We start from the raw sequence: 21,559 nt of genomic DNA, 5'->3' as shown, positions 1-21,559 counted from the left end.
GCTTGACGATGAGCCCAATGTTTTCACGCACGTTTCCGCTGCGAAATTCCGATTCAAATGTTTGTTGTCGACTCTGACTTAATAAACCCGTGGAGGTAGCCATGTAGACCGCTTCAATACTCGATCCAACTGGATTAATCCGCGCTGCTTTATTTAGGATTCACAGTCATATTTCTAGGAGTGCATCATGGCCCAAGAATGTATGTTTTCAGACAACTACCAGCTCGCACTGGAATTTCCCACCGTCTCGCTGTCCGGCCTTGCACCGCCTGCCAGCGGATTCAAATTCTATGACCACTGGTTTTACTCCAATGACGCTGGCGTCCAATCAGTCTGCAACCCCGGCCGTGATGGGCAGGCGCTTCTGGGCGAAACAACTTCTACCGTAGTAAGTAAGCTCGATGTGGCTCAAGTGAGTTTCTACTCCAACACCTACACCGCGCAAATGTTTCCGACGTCGTATAACGGCCTGTTCTACCTTGTCGCCATTCAAGTAGATGCAGACATACACGGCAATGACTGCGAGGAAATCATCCTTGGCCCGCTTCCGCCCCCGCCTCTGGAAACCGTACTGGCGAGCCCCGACGATCACCACGATTCGTCATGCATGCAAGGAATCGGCTGGAGATTTTTCACCATATTCGGAGTGTCGCCGGACTTCGTAAAACCCTCATCGGCAGTCTCGTTTCACAGCAATAACGGGGAACACGGCAAGTTTCGGCTCTCAGGTACAACTGGAGATAAAGACTTGCGCATCGTAACCATCAGCTCGATCAACATCATGGTCGGAACGCTCAACCCGTGAGGACGCAAACAGAAAACGCGCTTGCTCGTTTCCGCGCATCATCTGGACTTCGAGACTCATGGGATGGGACACGGATACATTAAACATGCTTGAGCATGGAACGGCTTGTTGTGAAACGCGCAAAAAAAAGCGTGGGCTCTTTCGAGTCCACGCTTATCGTCCCGCCTTAAACGCGTTAATCCACTTCGATCGCTTCCGGATTCGGATTGCGCGGCGGCGCCGAGTTTTCGTCGAACGTCAGCTGCACCTTGTCGTCCGCATCGACATCGACCGTCACGCGGCCGCCGTTGACCAGCTTGCCGAACAGGAGCTCGTCGGCCAAGGCGCGACGGATCGTGTCCTGAATCAGACGCTGCATCGGACGAGCGCCCATCAGCGGATCGAAACCGTGCTTCGCCAGGTGCTTGCGCAGCGAATCGGTGAAGACCGCATCGACCTTCTTCTCGTGCAACTGATCTTCCAGTTGCATGAGGAACTTGTCGACCACGCGCAGGATGATTTCCTCGTCCAGCGAACGGAAGCTGATGATCTGGTCCAGACGGTTGCGGAACTCCGGCGTGAACATGCGCTTGATGTCGGCCATTTCGTCGCCCGACTCGCGTCGCGACGTGAAGCCGATCACCGCCTTGCCCATTGCCTCGGCCCCCGCGTTCGTCGTCATGATGATGATGACGTTGCGGAAATCCGCCTTGCGTCCGTTGTTGTCCGTCAGCGTGCCGTGGTCCATCACCTGCAAGAGCACGTTGTAGATGTCCGGATGCGCCTTCTCGATTTCGTCGAGGAGCAGCACGCAATGCGGCTTCTTCGTGACGGCTTCGGTCAGCAAACCGCCCTGATCGAAACCGACATAGCCCGGCGGCGCGCCGATCAGACGGCTGACCGCATGGCGTTCCATGTACTCCGACATGTCGAAGCGCAGCAGTTCGATGCCCAGCGTGAACGCCAACTGCTTCGCGACCTCCGTCTTGCCGACGCCCGTCGGGCCGGAGAACAGGAACGCGCCGATCGGCTTGTCCAGCTTGCCGAGACCCGCGCGCGCCATCTTGATCGACGCCGACAGCGCGTCGATCGCCGGATCCTGACCGAACACGACGGCTTTCAGGTCGCGATCGAGCGTCTGGAGCTTGCTGCGGTCATCCTGCGACACGCTCTGCGCCGGCACGCGCGCGATCTTCGAGATGATCTCTTCGATCTCGCTCTTGCCGATGGTCTTCTTCTGCTTCGACTTCGGCAGGATGCGTTGCGCCGCGCCCGCTTCATCGATCACGTCGATGGCCTTGTCCGGCAGATGACGGTCCGTGATGAATCGTGCCGACAGTTCCGCCGCCGCCGACAGCGCACCCGACGAATACTTCACGCCGTGATGCTCTTCGAAGCGCGTCTTGAGGCCGCGCAGAATCGCCACCGTCTGTTCGACGGACGGCTCGGTGACATCGACCTTCTGGAAACGCCGCGACAACGCCGCGTCCTTCTCGAAGATGCCGCGATATTCCGTGAACGTGGTCGCGCCGATGCACTTCAACTGACCCGACGACAACGCCGGCTTCAGCAGGTTCGATGCGTCGAGCGTGCCGCCCGATGCCGCGCCCGCGCCGATCAGCGTATGAATTTCGTCGATGAACAGAATCGCGTGCGGACGCTCTTTCAGTTCCTTCAACACCGTCTTCAGACGTTGCTCGAAATCGCCGCGATACTTCGTGCCGGCGAGCAGCGCGCCCATGTCGAGCGAGTAGACCTGTGCATCGGCGAGGATGTCCGGCACTTCGCCGCGCGTGATGCGCCATGCGAGGCCCTCGGCGATCGCCGTCTTGCCGACGCCGGCTTCGCCGACGAGCAGCGGATTATTCTTGCGACGGCGGCACAGCACCTGCACCACACGCTCGACTTCGAGTTCACGGCCGATCAGCGGATCGATCTTGCCGTCCTTCGCGAGCTGGTTGAGGTTCTGCGTGAACTGCGCGAGCGGCGTTTCCTTCTGCGCAGCGGCGTCTTCCGATTCCGGATTCGCTTCGCTGCTCGCCTTGGCGGCGTCGCCGCTATTCGTCTTCGCAATGCCGTGCGAAATGAAATTCACGACATCGAGACGCGTGACGCCCTGCTGCTGCAGGTAGTACACCGCGTGCGAGTCCTTCTCGCCGAAGATCGCGACCAGCACGTTCGCGCCGGTCACTTCCTTCTTGCCATTCGAAGTCGATTGCACGTGCATGATCGCGCGCTGGATCACGCGCTGGAAACCAAGCGTCGGCTGAGTATCGACGTCGTCCGTGCCGGGCACGGTCGGCGTGTTGTCATGAATGAAATTGCGCAGGTTCTGACGCAAATCTTCAATGTTGGCTGCGCAGGCGCGCAACACTTCAGCCGCGGTCGGATTGTCCAACAGGGCGAGCAACAGGTGCTCGACCGTTATGAACTCATGCCGCGCCTGACGTGCTTCCATAAACGCCATGTGCAGACTGACTTCCAGTTCCTGGGCAATCATGCTTCCTCCATCACGCACTGCAGCGGATGCCCCGCTTGCCGTGCATGGCTAACGACTTGCTCAACTTTGGTCGACGCAATGTCTCGCGTGTAGACCCCACAAACTCCCCTGCCTTCGCGATGAACCTTGAGCATGATCTGCGTCGCGGTCTCACGATCCTTATTGAAGTATTCCTGCACGATCATCACGACGAATTCCATCGGCGTGAAGTCGTCATTCAGCAGCACCACCTTGTACATGGCCGGCTTCTTGAGCTTCTGCTCCTGCCGCTCCAGTACCGTGCCATCCTGCTTGTTGGGATTGATCGCCATACACCCATTCTAAACATCACGGACGTCCTCGCAATCGCCGCTCCAGCACCGACCGCCCGGTCGGAATGTGTCGCTGAAAACCGCACTCGCACAGGTGTCGTCCATCGAATCCTGCCGCTGCCCAACATTTCGGCGCGGCCCGCTTGCACCTCGTCGAAACCAGTATCGCACAGCTTCAAAAAAAACAAACCGAGCACCAAGCGCTGCGGGCCGCCGGGTATCACACAAGTGAGTCGATTATGCGACTTTTCAAGATGACTTGCTTGGACGGCAGCACACACGCAAAGCAGGAATTACCCTACGAATGCGCTCTTTGCAACGAGCTTAACGGCTATCCCAAAAATTCCTTGACACCCGATTTAAGAGATTTAACAATCAAACTGGCACTTTTTTCCGGGGGCCAACCACGGACGAAAAAAGAGGCCGAGGTGAGCTTGTGAGGAGGGGGCGGTTCACATTGTGGGGTGTGCCGTCGAGCTTTTCGAGCGTGCTCTGGGTGCGACAAGAGTTAGAGGGGAAGTACGAATGTCTACTGGTACGGTCAAATGGTTCAACGACGCGAAAGGCTACGGATTCATCACGCCCGATGAAGGCGGCGAGGATCTGTTCGCACATTTCTCGGCGATTCAAATGAACGGTTTCAAGACGCTCAAGGAAGGCCAGAAGGTCAGCTTCGAGATCGTCCAGGGACCGAAAGGCAAACAAGCTTCGAACATTCAGGACGCTGCCTGACCGTTCGATCGACTTGGCCTCGTGAAACCCGGCCTTCGCGCCGGGTTTTTTCATGCCTCGCGCGTTGCACGCATATGAGGCATGTGCGCGAAATGAAAACCCCGGAAGGCGTAGGCCTTCCGGGGTTTTTATTTACCACATCGAATCGAGGTGAGTCCTCACATATTCTCGATCATCACCTCTCCGAAACCCGAACACGATACTTGCGTCGCGCCTTCCATCAAACGCGCGAAGTCGTACGTGACGCGCTTCGAAAGAATCGACTGCTCCATCGACGAAATGATGCGGTCCGCGGCCTCGAACCAGCCGAGATGGCGCAGCATCATTTCGGCGGACAAAATTTCCGAACCGGGATTCACGTAGTCCTTGCCCGCGTATTTCGGCGCCGTGCCGTGCGTCGCCTCGAACATCGCGACGGAATCCGACATGTTCGCGCCCGGCGCGATGCCGATGCCGCCCACCTGCGCCGCGAGCGCGTCCGAGATGTAGTCGCCGTTCAGGTTGAGCGTGGCGATCACGTCGTATTCGGCGGGACGCAGCAGGATTTGCTGAAGGAACGCATCGGCGATCACATCCTTCACGACGATATCGCTGCCCGACTTCGGATTCTTCACCTTCATCCAAGGGCCGCCGTCGATCAGTTCCGCGCCGAACTCCTTCTGCGCGAGCGCGTAGCCGTAATCGCGGAAGGCGCCTTCGGTGAACTTCATGATGTTGCCCTTGTGCACGAGCGTCACCGAGCGGCGATCGTTGTCGATCGCGTACTGGATCGCCTTGCGCACGAGCCGCTCCGTGCCCTCCCGGGAAACGGGCTTGATGCCGAGTCCCGACGAATCAGGGAAGCGGATCTTCTTCACGCCCATTTCTTCGCGCAGGAACTTGATGACCTTCTTCGCTTCGGGCGAATCCGCCGGCCATTCGACGCCCGCGTAGATGTCTTCCGAATTCTCGCGGAAGATCACCATGTCGATCTTCTCCGGTTCGCGCACCGGCGACGGCACGCCCTTGAAATAGCGCACCGGACGCAGACACACGTAGAGATCGAGTTGCTGACGAAGCGCCACGTTCAGCGAGCGGATGCCGCCGCCGACGGGCGTCGTGAGCGGCCCTTTGATCGACACGATGAAATCCTTCACCACTTCGAGCGTTTCGTCCGGCAGCCACACGTCGGGGCCGTAGACGCGCGTCGCCTTTTCGCCCGCGAAGATTTCCATCCATTGAATCTTGCGCTTGCCGCCGTAGGCCTTCTCGACCGCCGCATCGACGACCTTGATCATCACCGGCGTGATGTCGACGCCCGTGCCGTCGCCCTCGATATACGGGATGATCGGCTGATCCGAGACGTTGAGCGAGAAGTCCGCGTTGACGGTGATCTTGTCACCGCCTTCCGGAACCTTGATGTGCTGATACGGCATGGTCGACTCCAAATAAGGCCGGGCTTGAATGGAAGCAAGCAAACTGGATAGAGAGCGATGCGATGCAGCATGCGCGAGCGATGAACCCGCGCGATGAAGTTCACTTCATCATTCTAACCATGCTGGCTTGTCCCGGCGCGCCCGAAAGCCGCCGCGCGCATGCTTTAAGATGCCGCATCCGACCACGCCGCGCGCCTCGCATGTCACTTATCGCCCTGAACAAGCCCTTCGGCACCATCTGCCAGTTTTCGGCGCACGAGACGCGCGCGTCGCTCGGCGACTGGGTGAAGACGCCGGGCGTGTATCCCGCGGGCCGGCTCGACGCCGATAGCGAAGGCCTGCTCCTCCTCACCGACGACGGCGCGCTCCAGGCCCGCATCGCGGAGCCGCGTCACAAGCTGGTAAAGCGCTATTGGGCGCAAGTCGAAGGCGCGCCCGACGAAGCCGCCCTCGCGCGTCTTTCGAAAGGCGTCGATCTCGGCGATTACGTGACGCAGCCGTGCCGCACCGCATTCGTCGACGAACGCGACATCGAAGCGCTCTGGCCACGCAATCCGCCGATCCGCTATCGCGCCGCCATCCCGACGACGTGGATCGAGCTCGCCATCACCGAAGGCAAGAATCGGCAGGTGCGGCGCATGACGGCTGCAGTCGGCTTTCCGACCTTGCGGCTCGTACGCGTCGCGATCGGCGCGCTCGATATCTTCACGCTCGGCCTCGCGCCGGGCGAGACCGTCGAGGTCGCTCCGCGCGCGCCGTGGCAACGCGTTCGTTGAATCGCATTCAACTATCCTGAATATCGGCCGTGTGCATCGCCGTGTGCATCGCCGTGTGCATCGTTTAGTGCGATGTGTTTAAACGTGCTGTCATCGAGATAGAGTAGCGCATATCGCGCCGCCGATATTTTTTTGTCGCCGCGCAATTTTCTCTGTAAATCGCGTCAACCGACTCTTCACGCGACGCGTTAAGGGCGTCAGATGCCGCATAAAGCTATCCGGCATGAGCGAATAACTGATTACAACTACCTGTGTGCTCCAGGGAGTTTGAAAGGTTCAAGCGTTCACAGTCGCATCGAATTTGAATTATCGATGTCGAGTGTCAACCGAAAGGTAGGTGGCTCGTTTACCGACATGACTCAATGACCGGGTCGTTTGGTTAATTAACTCAAGCTGAGGATTCACAGATGAACAAACTGATCGCTGCTCTCGTCGCTGGCCTGTTCGCAACCGCTGCTTTCGCACAAGAAGCTTCGGCACCGGCCGCTGCTGCTCCGGCAGCTGCTTCGTCGGCTCACAAGTCGGCTCACAAGAAGACGTCGCACAAGTCGTCGAAGTCGCACAAGAAGGCAGCCGCTGCTTCGGCTCCGGCAGCCGCTTCGGCAGCTCAGTAAGTTTTTTGTAAGAGGCGGTATAGCGAAGTCAAGAACGAGCATTACCGCCGTCCTTACGGCGTTCAAAGGGCAGATGGCCGCAAGGCGTCTGCCCTTTTGTTTTGTGCCTGCGCATCGAGTAACATGCGCGGGGTTTGTCCGGCTCAGGCGCAAGCCATCGATCAGAAAGGGAGCTTTGCCGTGAATCTCGTCTCGCGCTTCTTCAATCAACAAATCAACCTCGGCAAGCTCGCGCGCGCATGCGTGATCGCGCTTGCCCTGCCCTTCGCCGCATTGCCGCTCGCACAGGCGCAGACAATGCCGCCCGGCGCCAAGCAGCCGTCCGACTTTCCGCGCGCAAAGCTGACCGCGGGCATGTATGTGATCGACGCCGCCGTCGCCGCGAACGATGCCGATCGCGAGCAAGGTCTCATGTATCGCACGCAGCTCGCACCGAACGAAGGCATGCTCTTCGTGTTCAATGAAAACGCCGTGCATTGCTTCTGGATGAAGAACACGCTGATCCCGCTGTCGATCGCGTTCATCCGCGCGGACGGCACGATCACCGACATCGACGAGATGCAGGCCGAAACCGAGAACAACCACTGCCCGCGCAACAACGGCGTGTATGCGCTCGAAATGCCGAAGGGATGGTTTGCCGCGAAAGGCATCAAGCCGGGCACGCAGATCAAAGGCTTGCCGCGCGCGCAGTAACGCGCTTCTTGCCTGCCCGAACAACCGGCGTCGTCGCACGACACGCCGGTTTTTTTGCGTCCGGGAAGTCGCTTGCGCCGGGCTGGCAGGATTCCTGCAAAGAGCCTGCCGACGCGCTATCCTAAAAAGATTCGGCGCGACGCATTCGCGTTGGCTTCACACGCCGCGCCGACTCAAACCACAGGAGGTTCACGTGCCCCGCAAGACTCCCATCGAGCGCTATCGGAATATCGGAATCAGCGCTCACATCGATGCCGGCAAAACTACGACTACCGAGCGCATCCTTTTCTACACCGGCGTGACGCACAAGATCGGCGAAGTGCACGACGGCGCGGCCACGATGGACTGGATGGAGCAGGAGCAGGAACGCGGCATCACGATTACCTCCGCGGCAACGACGGCCTTCTGGAAAGGCATGGCCGGCAATTATCCGGAACATCGCATCAACATCATCGATACGCCGGGGCACGTCGACTTCACGATCGAAGTCGAGCGCTCGATGCGCGTGCTCGATGGCGCGTGCATGGTCTACGACTCGGTCGGCGGCGTGCAGCCGCAATCGGAAACCGTGTGGCGTCAGGCGAACAAGTACAAGGTGCCGCGCATCGCGTTCGTCAACAAGATGGACCGCGTCGGCGCGGACTTCTTTCGCGTGCAGCGGCAGATCGGCGACCGGCTGAAGGGCGTCGCGGTGCCGATCCAGATTCCGATCGGCGCGGAAGATCACTTTCAGGGCGTCGTCGACCTCGTGAAGATGAAGGCGATCGTCTGGGACGACGAGAGCCAGGGCATCAAGTTCACCTACGAGGAAATTCCCGACAACCTCAAGGATCTCGCGCACGAGTGGCGCGAGAAGATGGTCGAGGCCGCCGCCGAAGCGAGCGAAGAGCTGCTCGAGAAGTATCTGGAAGACCACAACAGCCTGACCGAGGACGAGATCAAGGGCGCGCTGCGCAAACGCACGATCGCCAACGAAATCGTACCGATGCTCTGCGGCAGCGCGTTCAAGAACAAGGGCGTCCAGGCGATGCTCGACGCCGTGATCGACTACCTGCCCTCGCCCGTCGACGTGCCCGCGATTCTCGGCCACACGGAAGACGACGAGGAAGCGGAGCGTCATCCGAGCGACGACGAGCCGTTCTCCGCGCTCGCGTTCAAGATCATGACCGACCCGTTCGTCGGGCAGTTGATCTTCTTCCGCGTGTATTCGGGCGTCGTGAATTCAGGCGACACGGTCTTCAATCCGGTGAAGGACAAGAAGGAGCGCCTCGGCCGGATTCTGCAAATGCACGCGAACGAGCGCAAGGAAATCAAGGAGGTGCGCGCGGGCGACATCGCGGCGGCCGTCGGTCTCAAGGAAGCGACGACCGGCGACACGCTTTGCGATCCGCAGAACGTCATCATCCTCGAACGGATGATCTTCCCTGAACCGGTGATCTCGCAGGCCGTCGAACCGAAGACGAAGGCGGATCAGGAAAAGATGGGCATCGCGCTGAACCGTCTCGCGCAGGAAGATCCGTCGTTCCGCGTGACGACCGATGAGGAATCGGGCCAGACGATCATCTCCGGCATGGGCGAGCTGCACCTCGAGATTCTCGTCGACCGGATGAAGCGCGAGTTCGGCGTCGAGGCGACGGTCGGCAAGCCGCAGGTCGCGTATCGCGAGACCGTGCGCAACAAGGTCGAGGATGTCGAAGGCAAATTCGTCAAGCAGTCGGGCGGACGCGGGCAGTACGGTCACGCCGTGATCGCGCTGGAGCCGGACCCCGGCAAGGGCTACGAGTTCGTCGACCAGATCAAGGGCGGCGTGATTCCGCGCGAGTTCATCCCCGCCGTCGACAAGGGCATTCAGGAAACGCTGAAGGCCGGCGTGCTCGCAGGCTATCCGGTCGTCGACGTGAAAGTGCGGCTCACCTTCGGCTCGTATCACGATGTCGATTCGAACGAAAACGCGTTCCGCATGGCGGGCTCGATGGCCTTCAAGGAAGCGATGCGCAAGGCGAAGCCCGTGCTGCTCGAACCGATGATGGCCGTCGAAGTCGAGACGCCCGAGGACTTCATGGGCAACGTGATGGGCGATCTCTCGGGCCGGCGCGGCATCGTGCAGGGCATGGAGGACATCGCGGGCGGCGGCGGCAAGCTCGTGCGCGCGGAAGTGCCGCTTGCCGAGATGTTCGGCTACTCGACGTCGCTGCGCTCGCTGACGCAAGGCCGCGCGACCTACACGATGGAGTTCAAGCATTACGCGGAGACGCCGTCGAACGTGTCGGAAGCGATCATCAATTCGAAAGCGAAATAATCGCGATCGAACCGTGTAGTATCGGAAGTCCGTTGCTCGCTTCCTTGATGGCGGCAACGGACTTTTTCATATCCGCAGACGATACACGGGCATGAGCGACATGAGCGATCCACATCAGCACATCGATTGGCGCGAACACGGCGTCAAGGTCATCAAGGGCGATCAGCTCGACACCAACACGCCGCAGACGCCCGGCATGAACCGCGCGGCTGCCATCAACGCGGCGCGCGTCGGCGCCCAGAAAATCTGGGCCGGCACGGTCACGATCCATCCGAATGCGAAAACCGGCGCGCATCATCACGGCGCGCTCGAAAGCGTCATCTATGTCGTGCGCGGCCAGGCGCGCATGCGCTGGGGCGAGCATCTCGAGTTCACGGCCGAGGCCGGTCCCGGCGACTTCATTTTCGTGCCGCCTTATGTGCCGCACCAGGAAATCAACGCGAGCACCGCCGATCCGCTCGAATGCGTGCTCGTGCGCAGCGACAACGAAGCGGTGGTGGTGAATCTGAACATCGATGCCGTCGAGAAGCCCGAGGAAGTCTATTGGGTCGATCCGATTCACAAGCATCCACACGATCACTGAAAAGCGCACGGGCGCGTCATGGAGCGGCGCGTTCCTTGCTAGCGATGCCCGAATGCACCTCGACGGCGCGGTCGAGCCGATCGCGCGTGGGCGACGGCCAGCAAACAACGACAACGGAAAAGCACACGATGAAGAAACCTTCGACCGACGCGCATCTTCTGGAACTGGCCCGCCCTCGCGCGGGCGAACTGGGCAATCACGCGATCGACGAGTTCATGGCCGGGCGCCTCACGCGCCGCGAGTTGCTGCGCCATGCGAGCGTGCTCGGCATCGCGCTCACGGCGGGCGGCATCTTCGGTATGCCGGGCGCGCGGGCGCAAGGCGCGGGCAAGCCGGGCGGCACGATCCGCGTCGCGCATCTGATGCCCGCGGGCGCCGTCGATCCGCTCACCGTGACGGATGCGTCGGGGCTTGCGCTCATCAATCAGACCGGCGAATTTCTCGTCGACGACGACAGCGAACATCTGACGCTCAAGCCGGCCCTCGCGCTGTCGTGGTCGTCGAATGCCAAGGGCGACGTGTGGACGTTCAAGCTGCGCCCGAACGTGAAGTTCCACGACGGCCAGCCGATGACCGCGAAGGACGTCGTCGCGACCTTCAACCGCCTGTCCGATCCGGCGACCGGCTCGGCTGCGCTTTCGGTGCTGAAGGGCGTGCTGTCGAAGGATTCGGCGAAGGCCGTCGACGATCACACCGTCGAGTTTCATCTCGACGCGCCCAATGGCAATTTCCCGTATTACGTTTCCTCGGATACGTATAACGCCGTGATCCTCCCGGCGAATTTCAGCGGCCCTTACGAGAAGACGTTCATGGGCACGGGCGCGCTGAAGCTGGAGAAATACACGCCGAAAGTGGGCGCATCGTTCGTGCGCAATCCCGACTACTGGGGCGAGAAAGCGCTGCCCGATCGCGTGCAGTTTTCCTTCTACGCGGATCAACAGGCGCAGCTTCTCGCGATGCAAGGCCGCCAGGCCGACGTGATGGGCGACTTCACGGTGCAAGGCGGGGTCGCGATGCTGACGAATCCGCAATTCAAGGTGCTCGGCACGAAGTCGAGTTCGCATCGGCAATTGCACATGCGCTGCGACATGGCGCCGTTCAAGGACAAGCGCGTGCGTCAGGCGCTCGCGCTCGCGATCGATCGCGAAGTCATCGTGAAGGGCCTGTTCCGCGGCCGCGCGCAAGTCGGCAACGACAGCCCGTTCGCGCCGGTTTTTCCGTCGAGCGATCTCAGCGTGCGGCAACGCAAGATCGACATCGCGCAGGCGAAGAAGCTGATGAGCGATGCCGGCGTCGCGAACGGCTTCGACGTCACGCTCACGACCGAAAAGTACATGGAGATTCCCGATCTCGCGGTCGTCGTGCAAAACGCGGCGAAGGCGATCGGCATACGCATCCAGTTGAAGGTCGAGAGTCAGGACCTCTATTACGGCTCGGGCACGTTCGGCAAGTCGGACTGGCTCGATTCGCCGCTCGGGATCACCGATTACGGGCATCGCGGCGTGCCGAACGTGTTCCTCAACGCGCCGCTGACGAGCGGCGGCACCTGGAACGCGGCGCACTTCAAGAATCCCGAATACGACAAGCTCGTCGCGCAGTTCGTCGCGGCGCTCGACGTCGCGTCGCAGAAGAAGCTGTCCGGGCAGATTCAGCATTTGCTGCTCGACGAAACGCCGGTCGTCATCCCCTACTTCTACGACCAGCTGATCGTCACGCGCGCCAATGTCTCCGGCGTGCGCTTCAACGCGATTTCGCAGATGTGGTTCGACCGCGCGACGATCTCGGCGTAAGCGAATGAGCACGATCACGCCCACGGCGCACGTCGCCGACTTCGCCCGAATGAAGCGCATCGCGCGCTTCGTCGGCGTGCGGGTCTTGCTCGCGCTCGTCACGCTGTGGCTTCTGTCGATGATCGTGTTCGCGGGCGGCCAGTTGCTGCCCGGCGACGTCGGCCGCGCGATTCTCGGCCCGCTCGCCGACGCGCGCGCGGTCGCCGCGCTCAACCATCAGCTTGGCGTCGACCGGCCGCTTCTCACGCAGTATTCGAGCTGGATCGGCCATTTCCTGCGCGGCGACATGGGCGAGTCCTACGCGTTTCGCGCGCCCGTGGCGCCGTTCATCGGCAACGCGCTGTGGAATTCGGCGAAGCTCGGCGCGCTCGCGTTCGTCGTCGTGGTGCCGCTCGGCATCGCGGGCGGCGTGTACGCGGCGCTGCATTCGGGACGATGGATCGATCGCGTCATCAGCATCGGCGGATTGACGGCGACGGTGGTGCCGGAATTCGTCTCGTCGATCGTGCTGATCCTGATCTTCGGCGTCTGGCTGCAATGGCTGCCGATCGAAGCGACCGCGCCTGCCGACGCGGGCTTCTTCACGCAACTCGAACATCTGATCCTGCCAGTGCTGCCGCTCGTCTTCGTGTTCTTCGGCTACATCGCGCGGATGGCGCGCGCGGGCACCGTCGAAGCGCTCGACGCCGATTACACGCGCACCGCGATCCTGAAGGGCTTGCCGCAGCGCGTCGTGATCGTGCGCCATGTGCTGCGCAACGCGCTTTTGCCGACCGTCACCGTCGCCGCGACGCAGCTCGGCTACATGATCGGCGGACTCGTCGTCGTGGAAACGCTGTTTCACTACCAGGGCATCGGCTCGCTGATCTACAACGCCGCAAAAGCGAAGGACTTTCCGATGCTCGAAGCGGGCGTGTTGACCATCGGCGTGATCTATACGGCGGCGAATCTGATCGCCGATGCGCTCTACGTCGTGCTCAATCCGCGCCTGCGCACCGGGGAAGCGAAATGAGCACGGCGGCCGCTATCGCACCGAAATCGCGCCGCTTCGAAGCGTTGAGCGCGCTCGTGCGTTCCGCGACCTTCGATATCGGCGTGCTGATCCTGCTCTTCTGGGTGCTGTGCGCGCTCTTCGGCCACTGGCTCGTGCCGCACGATCCCTACGCGTCCGATCCGCTCAACTCGCTCGTCGCGCCTTCGGGCGATCACTGGTTCGGCACCGACCAGCTCGGTCGCGACGTGTTCGCGCGCGTGATCGTCGGCTCGCGCGACATTCTGACGATCGCGCCGCTCGCGACCTTGCTCGGCACGGCGGCGGGCACGGCGCTCGGGCTCGTCGTCGGCTATTTCGACGGCTGGGTCGACGCCGCCATCGGCCGCGTGATCGATGCGCTGCTCGCGCTGCCGCTCGTGATCGTCGCGCTGCTCGCGCTCGCCGCCGTCGGCGCGAGCAACACGACGGTGATCCTCGTCATCGGCCTCACCTTCGCGCCGATCACCGCGCGAACCGTGCGCGCCGCCGTGCTGAGCGAGCGCCATCTCGACTACGTGCTCGCGGCGCAATTACGCGGCGAGAACGCGCTCTACATCATGTTCGCGGAGATTCTGCCGAACGTGCTGCCGCCGATCATCGTCGAGGCGACCGTTCGTCTCGGCTACGCGATCTTCGCCGTCGCGACGCTGTCGTTTCTCGGCTTCGGCATTCAGCCGCCGTCCGCCGACTGGGGTCTCGCCTTGTCCGAAAGCTATACGCTGATGGCGGGCGGCGCGTGGTGGACCGTCGTCTTCGACGCCGCCGCGATCGCGTCGCTGGTCGTCGCGGTGAATCTCGTCGCGGATGCCGTGCAAGGAGTGCTCGACCGATGAACGGACCGCCGCCATCGGCTTTTCCCACGTTCGGCGCCGCGAAAGGCGATCAGGCCGACGCGCTCACGGTCGTCGGCCTCACGGTCGCGTACCGTTCGCGCGGACGCGAACGTGACGTGCTGCAGGACGTCACGTTGCGCGTCAGGCGCGGCGAGGCCTACGGGCTGGTCGGTGAATCGGGCTGCGGCAAGTCGACCGCCGCGCTCGCGGTGCTGCGCTACTTGCCGCGCAACGGGCGCGTGAAGGCTGGCCGCATTTCGATCGCCGGGCGCGACGTCGCCGCGCTCGACGCCGACGCGCTGCGCGGCATGCGCGCGACCGCCGTGTCGATGGTCTATCAGGATCCCGGACGCGCGCTGAATCCGTCGCTGACGATCGCGCGGCAAGTCTCCGAAGCGTTCGAAGTCACGGGCGCATCCGCCGACGAAGCGCTGTCGCGCACGGCCGACATGCTGAGACGCGTGCGCATCGCATCGCCCGAACGCGTGATGGAGAGTTATCCGCATCAGCTTTCGGGCGGGATGCAGCAACGCGTGGTCATCGCGATGGCGCTCGCGTGCAATCCCGAACTGCTGATTCTCGACGAACCGACCACGGGCCTCGACGCCACCGTCGAAGCCGAAGTGCTCGATCTCATCGCGCAATTGCGTGCGCAGTTGGGCACGGCCGTGCTCTTCATCAGCCACAATCTCGCGGTGATCGGGCGCATGTGCGATCGCGTCGGCGTGCTGTACGCGGGCAAGCTCGTCGAGGAAGGCACGACCGCCGACGTGTTCGCCAAGCCGCGTCATCCGTACACGGTCGGCCTGCTGCGCTGTCTGCCGCGTGCGGGGCGCGCCAAGGAAACGGGCCGGCTCGACACGATTCCAGGCTCCCTCCCGCTGCCCGGATCGATCACGCAGGGCTGCATTTTCGCGCCGCGCTGCAAGCTCGCCGACGAGCGTTGTCTCAAGGACGCGCCGCCGCCGTATCGCGTGGCGTCGGCGCACGGCGATCAGATGGCGCGCTGTCACTATCACGAACGCGCGGAAACGCTGCCGCGCTCGGCCGACGAAGCGCCGGTGCCCGTCGCCGATGCCGACGGCGTCGATCAGCCGCTCGCGCTATCCGCGCGCAATCTCTCGAAGACATTCCGCGTCGGCGATGCAGACGTGCGCGCCGTCCACGATGTCTCGCTCGATCTCGTGCAGGGCGAAACGCTCGGGCTCGTCGGCGAATCGGGCAGCGGCAAGACGACGCTCGCGAAGCTGCTGCTCGGCCTCGTATCGCCCGACAAAGGCGCGTCGCTCGAACTCGACGGCGCCGCGCTGCCCGAGCGCGTGACCCGGCGCAGCGAAGAACAGGTGAAGTCGCTGCAGATCGTCTTTCAGAACCCGGATTCCGCGCTGAATCGCGCGCATTCCGTGCGGCAACTGATCGCGCGTTCGCTGTCGAAGCTCGCAGCGTTGCACGGCGAAGCGAAGGAACAGCGCCTGCACACGCTGACCGAAGCGGTGCGTCTGCCGGAGCGCTATCTGAGCTCGCGCACGCGGCAACTGTCGGGCGGATTGAAGCAGCGCGTCGCGATCGCGCGCGCGTTCGCGGGCGATCCGCGCGTCGTCGTGTGCGACGAACCGACTTCCGCGCTCGATGTCTCCGTGCAGGCCGCGATCCTCAATCTGCTTGCCGATCTGCAGCGCGAGCGCCGCGTCTCCTACGTGTTCATCTCGCACGATTTGCATGTCGTGCGCTATCTGTCGGACCGCATCGCCGTGCTGTATCTCGGGCGCATCATGGAGATCGGGCGCGCGGCCGCCGTATTCGACGGACCGCAGCATCCGTACACCGAAGCATTGCTGTCGTCGGTGCCGTCGATCGACGGGACGCACGCGAAGCGCATCCGGCTGTCGGGCGAGTTGCCGAGCGCGGCGAATCCGCCTTCGGGCTGCGTGTTCCATACGCGCTGTCCGCGCAAGATCGGCGAAATCTGCGAAACCGAAACGCCGCCGTGCCGCGACGCCGGAGACGGTCACGCGATTCATTGCCACATTCCCGTCGACGAATTGCGCACGCTGCAGCGTCAGGCGCGCTGAGGCTTTCGTCGGAACCAAAGCGGCGTTGCGCGCCTCTCATCGGTTCAACCTTCAAAACAACGAGGATTCAACCGATGAAACCCGCCCTCTCCGCCGCGCTTTGCGCACTGACTTTCGGCGTCGCGACGGCCGCGCAGGCGCAGACCGCACCACAGGCTCCGGCGCCCGGCGCGTCCGATCCGACTTTCTCGGCCTACGCGCTCGCGCAGCAATGCGCCGCGAAGTCCGACAACACGGCGCAAGGACAATGCGTGGGCGCGGTACGCGGAATCGTGCGCGGTTATCAGTACGGCGTGCTGTTTCTGTCGCAGCGCACGTCGCTGCCCGATGGCGAGACGAAGCGCGTATCGCTGTGTCTCGCGGACACGACCGTGTCGTCGATCGTCGACGACTTCCTCGCCGATGCGAAGCAGGTCAACGAAGCCGATCTGAGGCGCACGCCCGCGGAAGTCGCGGTGCTCGGCTCGGTGCACGCGCATCACGCGTGCACGTGATCCGGCGCGTCGTCACAGCATTTCGAGCGGGCGCTTCGACTTCGGCGGCTTGAACTGCCGATCGATGTCCGCGAGCTCGTCGGCGGACAGGTGAAGATCGAGCGCCGCGCGATTCTCGCGAACGTGCGCGACATCCGACGCTTTCGGAATCGCGAATACCTGCGGCTGCTGTAGCACCCACGCGAGCGCCACCTGAAACGCCGACACGCCGCGCGCCGCCGCGATCTGTTCCAGCGCGCCGCCGCGCGGCAGACGCGCGTGATCGACGGGGCTGTACGCCATCGCGGGCATGCGGTGCTCACGCAGCCACGGCAACAGATCGAACTCCGCCCCGCGCCGCGCGACGTTGAAGAGAATCTGATCGGTCGCGCAGGCGTCGCCGCCATCGAGCGATAAGAGCTCTTCCATGTCGTCCGTGTCGAAGTTGCTCACGCCCCAGTGGCGAATCTTGCCGTCGTCCTTCAGTTTTTCGAAACCCGCGATCACGCCTTCGAGATCCTCGCCGCCGCGCCAGTGCAGCAAATACAGATCGATGCGATCGGTCTTCAGGCGTTTCAGGCTGCGCTCGCATGCGCTCTGCACGCCGCGCTCGCTGCCGTTATGCGGATACACCTTGCTGACGATGAAAAGCTCGTCGCGCCTGTCGCCGAGCGCTTCGGCGATGAGCTTCTCGCTTTCGCCTTCGCCGTACATCTCGGCGGTATCGATGAGCGTCATGCCGAGATCGACGCCCTCGCGCAAAGCGGCAATCTCGCTCTTGCGCGCGTTCGGGCGCTCGCCCATTTCCCAGGTGCCCTGGCCGAGTTTCGGAATCGCTTCGCCGGACGGAAGCGTGACGGTTGCCGCATTGGATTGAGCCATGAAGAAGTCTCCTTGCAGGTCCGCCGATTATGGCGCAAGGAGCACGCCCGCCGCTTCAGACGAGCCCGACCACCAAAGGTCCGAGCAAGGTCAGCAGCACGTTCGCCAACGCATACGTGATCGCGAACGGCACCGTCGGCGCGGCGCTTTCGGCTTTGTCGAGCACGCCGCCGAACGCCGGATTCGCACTGCGCGAACCGGTGAGCGCGCCCGCGAGCAGCGCCGCGTTGTCGTAACGCAGGACGTAGCGGCCGAAGAGCATCGTCAGCACGAGCGGAAACAGCGTGACGAACACGCCGAGCAGGAAGATCGTCAGCCCGCTCTGTTTCACCGTGACGACCGCCTGCAAGCCGGAATTCAGCCCGACCACCGCGACGAACGCCGCCAGTCCGAAATCCTTCAGCAATTGCGATGCGGCCGGCGGCATCACGCCGTACATCGGATGCTTGCCGCGCATCCAGCCGAACAGCAAACCGGTGAGCAGGCAGCCGCCGCCCGAGCCGAGCGTGAGCGGCACGCCGCCTGCATCGACGACGATCAGCCCGATCAGCAACCCGAGCACGATACCCACGCCCATGTAGATGAAATCGGTCTTGTCGGAATACGGCAGTTCGTAACCGGCGGCATCGACGGCGCGCTTCGTGTCCTGCGGCGCGCCGTAGAACGTGATGACATCGCCGTGATCGAGCGTCGTCTCGGGCAGCACCGGCAACGGATGCCCCGCACGCGTGATGCCGTGGATATACACGCCGTGCCGAATGTCGCGATCGACCGTCGCGCGCACGTCGGCGATGCTCACGTGGTTCATCCCGCGCTTCGTGAACACGCCCTGACGCTTCTGCATGACGACGCTGCTGCCATCGGCGTCCGCGATTTCCTCGCCGATGTGCGCCGTCGCGCCCGCCATCGCCTCGCGCCGCCCGACGACGAGCACGATATCGCCCGCTCGCAATACGAAGTCCGCGGCAGGCTCCAGCGCGCGCACGCCGCGCCGGATGCGCTCGACGGTGATCATGTCCCGGTCGTCGACTTCGACGTGCGCGACCGTGCGCCCCGCCGCGCCATCGTGCGTCACGCGATACGTGCGTCCGACGAGCGCGGGCAACGCCGAAATCTGCCCTGGTCCGGGACCGGACGCCCCGCCCGCGAGCGCCTTCTCCGCTTCGATCGACGCATCCCTGAGACTCTGCCCCATGAACTTCGGCAGGATGTTCACGCATACGATGATCGCGCCGAGCGAGCCGAACACGTACGTTACCGCGTACGCGACCGCGACGTCGGCCTGCAACGCCTTGGTCTGATCGGCGGGCAATCCGAGCCGCGCGATCGCATCGCCCGCCGTGCCGATAATCGCCGATTGCGTCAGCGCCCCGCCCGCGAGTCCGGCCGCTAGCCCCTTGTTGAGCCCGAACAGCTTCGCGCAGACGATCACGCTCGCGAGCGCCGTCACCGCGAGGAACAGCGCCATCGCGATTTCGCGCAGCGTGCGGCGGTTGATCGAGCTGAAAAACTGCGGGCCGGAGTCGTAGCCGACCGCGTAGATGAACACGGCGAACATCACGGATTTCACGCCGTTGTCGATCTGCACGCCCGCCTGGCTCACGATCACCGCCGCGATCAGCGAGCCGCCCACGCCGCCCAGTTGGAACTTGCCGAAGCTGATCTGGCCGATCAGATAACCCGCCGCGAGCGAAAGAAAGAGCGCCGATTCCGGCGCTTTCTGGAAGATGTCGTGGAGCCATTCCATACGGTCAGCCCAGTTTGCTCGCGAGCCCGACGATCACCGGGCCGAGCAGCGGCAACAGCACGTTCGAGAGCGCATACGTGATCGTGTAGCCGATCATCGGCGTCGCGTTGCCCGTCACGCCGACGAGCGCGCTGATCGCGGGCGTGCTGCATTGCTGCCCCGCGATCGCGCCGAGCAGCATCGGCACGTCGAGCTTGAGCAGCCATCGTCCGATGAAGAGCGACGCGAGCGCCGGCACGAGCGTGATGACGATGCCCGCGACCGGCAGCGCGATGCCGTATTCGCGAACGAGCCGCAACGCGTCCGGGCCCGCCGACAGCCCGACCGCCGCGATGAACGTGCACAGGCCGAAGTCCTTCAATATCTGCGCCGCCGCCGAGGGCAGCGAGCCGGTCAGCGGAAAACGCGAGCGGATCCAGCCGAACAGCAGCCCCGCGAGCAGGCAGCCGCCGCCCGTCCCGAGCGTGAGATCGATGTCGCCGGCATGTACCGACAGCCGCCCGACCGCGATGCCGAGCAGCACGCCGAGCCCGAGGAACACGAAGTCGGTTTTCTGCGTCGCGCGGATGATGTAGCCGAGCCTGGCCGCGCCGCGCGCGACATCCTCCTTGTTGCCGATGAGCGTCAGCACGTCGCCGCGATGCACCTGCGTGCCGGCGAGCGCGGGAATCGTGCTGTCGAGACGCGTCACGGCCGCGACGAAGACGCCGTGGGCGTCGGCGGGCGCGGCGCGGGCGCGCACCTGGGCGAGCGTGAGGCCGTGCAGTTCGCGCCGCGTGAGCATCACATCCGTGCGTTCGACATAGACATCGGAGACGCCGTTGCCGAAAACTTCCTCGCCGATCGCGGGAATCGCCTCGACCAGCGCCTCGCGCCGCCCGCCGACCACGACGAGATCGCCCGCCTTCAGCATGACCGCCGCTTGCGGCTTGATGACCGAGCGGTCGCGCTGCACGCGCTGCACGCTGATGTTGTCGCGAAAGCGCTTCTCCAGGTCGCCGACGGTGAGGCCCGCGGCGGCCGTCACCCTTAGCTCGCGGCCCGCGAGCGGCGGCGTGGCGGGCGTCTGCCCGGTGCCGAGCGCGCCGTCGCCGCCCAGCTTGCGCCACACGCGCTCCGCTTCGTCGCGCAGATTCACGCGCAGGATGAGCGGCGCGAACTGGCTCGTGAACAGCACGATCGTGACGAGGCCGAACAGATAGCTCACGCTGTAAGCGGTGACGATGTTCGCCTGCAGCCGCGCGGTATCTGTCGTGGACAGGCCGAGCCGCCCGATGGCCTCCGACGCCGTGCCGATCACCGCGGATTCCGTCGCGCCGCCGGCAAGCAAGCCGGCCGCCGTTCCCGCGTCGAGTTTCAATATGACGGCGGCGCCGAGCACGAGCGCGACCACGACGACGATCTCGACGATCGACAACGCGCCGTAACGCCAGCCGCGCCCGATGTTCGCGAAGAACTGCGGGCCGCCGGTGAAACCCAGCGCGAAGATGAAGAGCGCGAATGCGATGTTCTTGAGATCGGGTGAAATGCGCGCGCCGCTTTGTCCAAGAATCAGCGCGACGACGAGTGTGCCGCAAACGCCGCCGAGCTGAATGGGGCCGAGCTTCACGGACCCGACGAGATAACCAATAGCGAGGCTCGAAAATAGGGCGATTTCAGGATGCGCCGCAAGCAGAGTCCAAATCATGACGTCAACCCGTGTTTTCGAATTTCGAACGTAATCGCGGCATCGATATATCCATCAATATCCGAAAAGAGAAACGGGTTTGCACCAAAAGTTTTAACGGCATTTACCGGGCGATAGATAAAATCTCTTTCGGCCTTGAGTGTTACTTCGATGCGTTCGCACGCGGAAAGCGCGCAGAAAATGCCGTTTTTTAAGCAAATTAACCATACAGTCCTAATTCGCGAAAGATTTACGAACTCCATGCATTTCGTACATATCGCATTTCGAACAGCGCTAAATTAGTTTTCGAAACATGCGTCTTCGCTATTAACAGCGGCAATAACGATGCGGTAAAT

At 62.9% G+C, this 21,559-nt stretch carries 18 protein-coding genes; 12 read left to right on the top strand and 6 right to left on the bottom strand.

Translation table 11 applies throughout. The features are described 5' to 3' along the window. Positions 1 to 187 precede the first annotated feature (187 nt). Entirely contained in the window at positions 188 to 805 is a 618-nt protein-coding gene (locus QCE58_RS04130; RefSeq protein ID WP_175982816.1) for a hypothetical protein, read from the top strand. Between the two features lie 175 nt (positions 806 to 980). Here QCE58_RS04130 and clpA read toward each other — a convergent pair whose 3' ends face one another. Both clpA and clpS read right to left on the bottom strand, forming a co-directional pair. After that, positions 981 to 3,284 (bottom strand): ATP-dependent Clp protease ATP-binding subunit ClpA, encoded by a 2,304-nt coding sequence (gene clpA, locus QCE58_RS04125; RefSeq protein WP_008351197.1) that lies wholly within the window; start codon positions 3,282 to 3,284, stop codon positions 981 to 983. After that, positions 3,281 to 3,595 (bottom strand): ATP-dependent Clp protease adapter ClpS, encoded by a 315-nt coding sequence (gene clpS, locus QCE58_RS04120; RefSeq protein WP_008351199.1) that lies wholly within the window; start codon positions 3,593 to 3,595, stop codon positions 3,281 to 3,283. Before clpS ends, clpA begins: the two co-directional genes overlap by 4 nt. A 525-nt stretch (positions 3,596 to 4,120) precedes the next feature. Here clpS and cspD point away from each other — a divergent pair. Continuing rightward, positions 4,121 to 4,327: a cold shock domain-containing protein CspD gene (gene cspD, locus QCE58_RS04115; RefSeq protein WP_008351201.1), complete on the top strand. Its 207-nt coding sequence runs from the start codon at positions 4,121 to 4,123 to the stop codon at positions 4,325 to 4,327. Between the two features lie 158 nt (positions 4,328 to 4,485). Here the strand turns inward: cspD and icd are convergent, their stop codons facing one another. After that, a complete protein-coding gene (icd, locus tag QCE58_RS04110) occupies positions 4,486 to 5,742 on the bottom strand; it encodes an NADP-dependent isocitrate dehydrogenase (RefSeq protein ID WP_008351202.1) in 1,257 nt (418 codons plus the stop codon). Positions 5,743 to 5,942: 200 nt separating this feature from the next. On the opposite strand from icd, the gene QCE58_RS04105 reads away from it, so the two are divergent. From QCE58_RS04105 to QCE58_RS04060, 10 genes are all read left to right on the top strand, one after another. Beyond that, positions 5,943 to 6,518 (top strand): pseudouridine synthase, encoded by a 576-nt coding sequence (locus QCE58_RS04105; RefSeq protein WP_250501778.1) that lies wholly within the window; start codon positions 5,943 to 5,945, stop codon positions 6,516 to 6,518. Between the two features lie 407 nt (positions 6,519 to 6,925). Next, entirely contained in the window at positions 6,926 to 7,132 is a 207-nt protein-coding gene (locus QCE58_RS04100; protein WP_075583544.1) for a hypothetical protein, read from the top strand. Between the two features lie 123 nt (positions 7,133 to 7,255). Next, entirely contained in the window at positions 7,256 to 7,825 is a 570-nt protein-coding gene (locus tag QCE58_RS04095; RefSeq protein ID WP_008351215.1) for a DUF192 domain-containing protein, read from the top strand. Positions 7,826 to 8,018: 193 nt separating this feature from the next. Beyond that, positions 8,019 to 10,124, top strand: coding sequence for an elongation factor G (gene fusA, locus QCE58_RS04090; protein WP_008351216.1), 2,106 nt, complete (start codon positions 8,019 to 8,021; stop codon positions 10,122 to 10,124). Between the two features lie 100 nt (positions 10,125 to 10,224). After that, positions 10,225 to 10,707 (top strand): cupin domain-containing protein, encoded by a 483-nt coding sequence (locus QCE58_RS04085; protein ID WP_033537126.1) that lies wholly within the window; start codon positions 10,225 to 10,227, stop codon positions 10,705 to 10,707. Positions 10,708 to 10,835: 128 nt separating this feature from the next. Continuing rightward, the gene (locus QCE58_RS04080; protein ID WP_250520955.1) at positions 10,836 to 12,497 is read left to right on the top strand and encodes an ABC transporter substrate-binding protein; all 1,662 of its coding nucleotides are present in this window, start codon (positions 10,836 to 10,838) and stop codon (positions 12,495 to 12,497) included. A 4-nt stretch (positions 12,498 to 12,501) separates the two neighbouring features. After that, complete coding sequence (locus tag QCE58_RS04075; RefSeq protein ID WP_250458205.1) at positions 12,502 to 13,509, top strand: ABC transporter permease; 1,008 nt, start codon at positions 12,502 to 12,504, stop codon at positions 13,507 to 13,509. Next, entirely contained in the window at positions 13,506 to 14,363 is an 858-nt protein-coding gene (locus QCE58_RS04070) for an ABC transporter permease (RefSeq protein WP_008351220.1), read from the top strand. The genes QCE58_RS04075 and QCE58_RS04070 overlap by 4 nt, the downstream gene beginning before the upstream one ends. Then, the gene (locus tag QCE58_RS04065) at positions 14,360 to 16,435 is read left to right on the top strand and encodes an ABC transporter ATP-binding protein (protein WP_250520954.1); all 2,076 of its coding nucleotides are present in this window, start codon (positions 14,360 to 14,362) and stop codon (positions 16,433 to 16,435) included. The genes QCE58_RS04070 and QCE58_RS04065 overlap by 4 nt, the downstream gene beginning before the upstream one ends. 74 nt (positions 16,436 to 16,509) lie before the next feature. Then, on the top strand, positions 16,510 to 16,929 hold the full coding sequence (locus QCE58_RS04060) for a Rap1a/Tai family immunity protein (RefSeq protein ID WP_008351222.1): 420 nt from the start codon (positions 16,510 to 16,512) through the stop codon (positions 16,927 to 16,929). 12 nt (positions 16,930 to 16,941) lie between these two features. Here the strand turns inward: QCE58_RS04060 and QCE58_RS04055 are convergent, their stop codons facing one another. The 3 genes from QCE58_RS04055 to aspT (QCE58_RS04045) are packed head-to-tail and all read right to left on the bottom strand — an operon-like array spanning position 16,942 to position 21,224. After that, positions 16,942 to 17,790, bottom strand: coding sequence for an aldo/keto reductase (locus QCE58_RS04055; protein WP_250433942.1), 849 nt, complete (start codon positions 17,788 to 17,790; stop codon positions 16,942 to 16,944). Between the two features lie 55 nt (positions 17,791 to 17,845). Next, a complete protein-coding gene (gene aspT / locus QCE58_RS04050; RefSeq protein ID WP_250458202.1) occupies positions 17,846 to 19,537 on the bottom strand; it encodes an aspartate-alanine antiporter in 1,692 nt (563 codons plus the stop codon). A 4-nt stretch (positions 19,538 to 19,541) separates the two neighbouring features. After that, positions 19,542 to 21,224 (bottom strand): aspartate-alanine antiporter, encoded by a 1,683-nt coding sequence (aspT, locus tag QCE58_RS04045; protein ID WP_250520952.1) that lies wholly within the window; start codon positions 21,222 to 21,224, stop codon positions 19,542 to 19,544. Between the last annotated feature and the right edge of the window lie 335 nt (positions 21,225 to 21,559).

Origin of the sequence: Caballeronia sp. LZ028 (assembly GCF_031451415.1) — a bacterium.
Classification (GTDB): domain Bacteria; phylum Pseudomonadota; class Gammaproteobacteria; order Burkholderiales; family Burkholderiaceae; genus Caballeronia; species Caballeronia zhejiangensis.
Note: the sequence above shows the minus strand (reverse complement) of the source record. Positions and strands in the feature narration are given on the sequence as shown.

What these genes read in the sequence shown, in the direction of transcription:
- QCE58_RS04130 (WP_175982816.1), top strand. Translation starts at nt 188, where the DNA reads ATGGCCCAAGAATGTATGTTTTCAGACAACTACCAGCTCGCACTGGAA.
- clpA (WP_008351197.1), bottom strand. Translation starts at nt 3,284, where the DNA reads ATGATTGCCCAGGAACTGGAAGTCAGTCTGCACATGGCGTTTATGGAA.
- clpS (WP_008351199.1), bottom strand. Translation starts at nt 3,595, where the DNA reads ATGGCGATCAATCCCAACAAGCAGGATGGCACGGTACTGGAGCGGCAG.
- cspD (WP_008351201.1), top strand. Translation starts at nt 4,121, where the DNA reads ATGTCTACTGGTACGGTCAAATGGTTCAACGACGCGAAAGGCTACGGA.
- icd (WP_008351202.1), bottom strand. Translation starts at nt 5,742, where the DNA reads ATGCCGTATCAGCACATCAAGGTTCCGGAAGGCGGTGACAAGATCACC.
- QCE58_RS04105 (WP_250501778.1), top strand. Translation starts at nt 5,943, where the DNA reads ATGTCACTTATCGCCCTGAACAAGCCCTTCGGCACCATCTGCCAGTTT.
- QCE58_RS04100 (WP_075583544.1), top strand. Translation starts at nt 6,926, where the DNA reads ATGAACAAACTGATCGCTGCTCTCGTCGCTGGCCTGTTCGCAACCGCT.
- QCE58_RS04095 (WP_008351215.1), top strand. Translation starts at nt 7,256, where the DNA reads ATGCGCGGGGTTTGTCCGGCTCAGGCGCAAGCCATCGATCAGAAAGGG.
- QCE58_RS04085 (WP_033537126.1), top strand. Translation starts at nt 10,225, where the DNA reads ATGAGCGATCCACATCAGCACATCGATTGGCGCGAACACGGCGTCAAG.
- QCE58_RS04080 (WP_250520955.1), top strand. Translation starts at nt 10,836, where the DNA reads ATGAAGAAACCTTCGACCGACGCGCATCTTCTGGAACTGGCCCGCCCT.
- QCE58_RS04075 (WP_250458205.1), top strand. Translation starts at nt 12,502, where the DNA reads ATGAGCACGATCACGCCCACGGCGCACGTCGCCGACTTCGCCCGAATG.
- QCE58_RS04070 (WP_008351220.1), top strand. Translation starts at nt 13,506, where the DNA reads ATGAGCACGGCGGCCGCTATCGCACCGAAATCGCGCCGCTTCGAAGCG.
- QCE58_RS04065 (WP_250520954.1), top strand. Translation starts at nt 14,360, where the DNA reads ATGAACGGACCGCCGCCATCGGCTTTTCCCACGTTCGGCGCCGCGAAA.
- QCE58_RS04060 (WP_008351222.1), top strand. Translation starts at nt 16,510, where the DNA reads ATGAAACCCGCCCTCTCCGCCGCGCTTTGCGCACTGACTTTCGGCGTC.
- QCE58_RS04055 (WP_250433942.1), bottom strand. Translation starts at nt 17,790, where the DNA reads ATGGCTCAATCCAATGCGGCAACCGTCACGCTTCCGTCCGGCGAAGCG.
- aspT (WP_250458202.1), bottom strand. Translation starts at nt 19,537, where the DNA reads ATGGAATGGCTCCACGACATCTTCCAGAAAGCGCCGGAATCGGCGCTC.
- aspT (WP_250520952.1), bottom strand. Translation starts at nt 21,224, where the DNA reads ATGATTTGGACTCTGCTTGCGGCGCATCCTGAAATCGCCCTATTTTCG.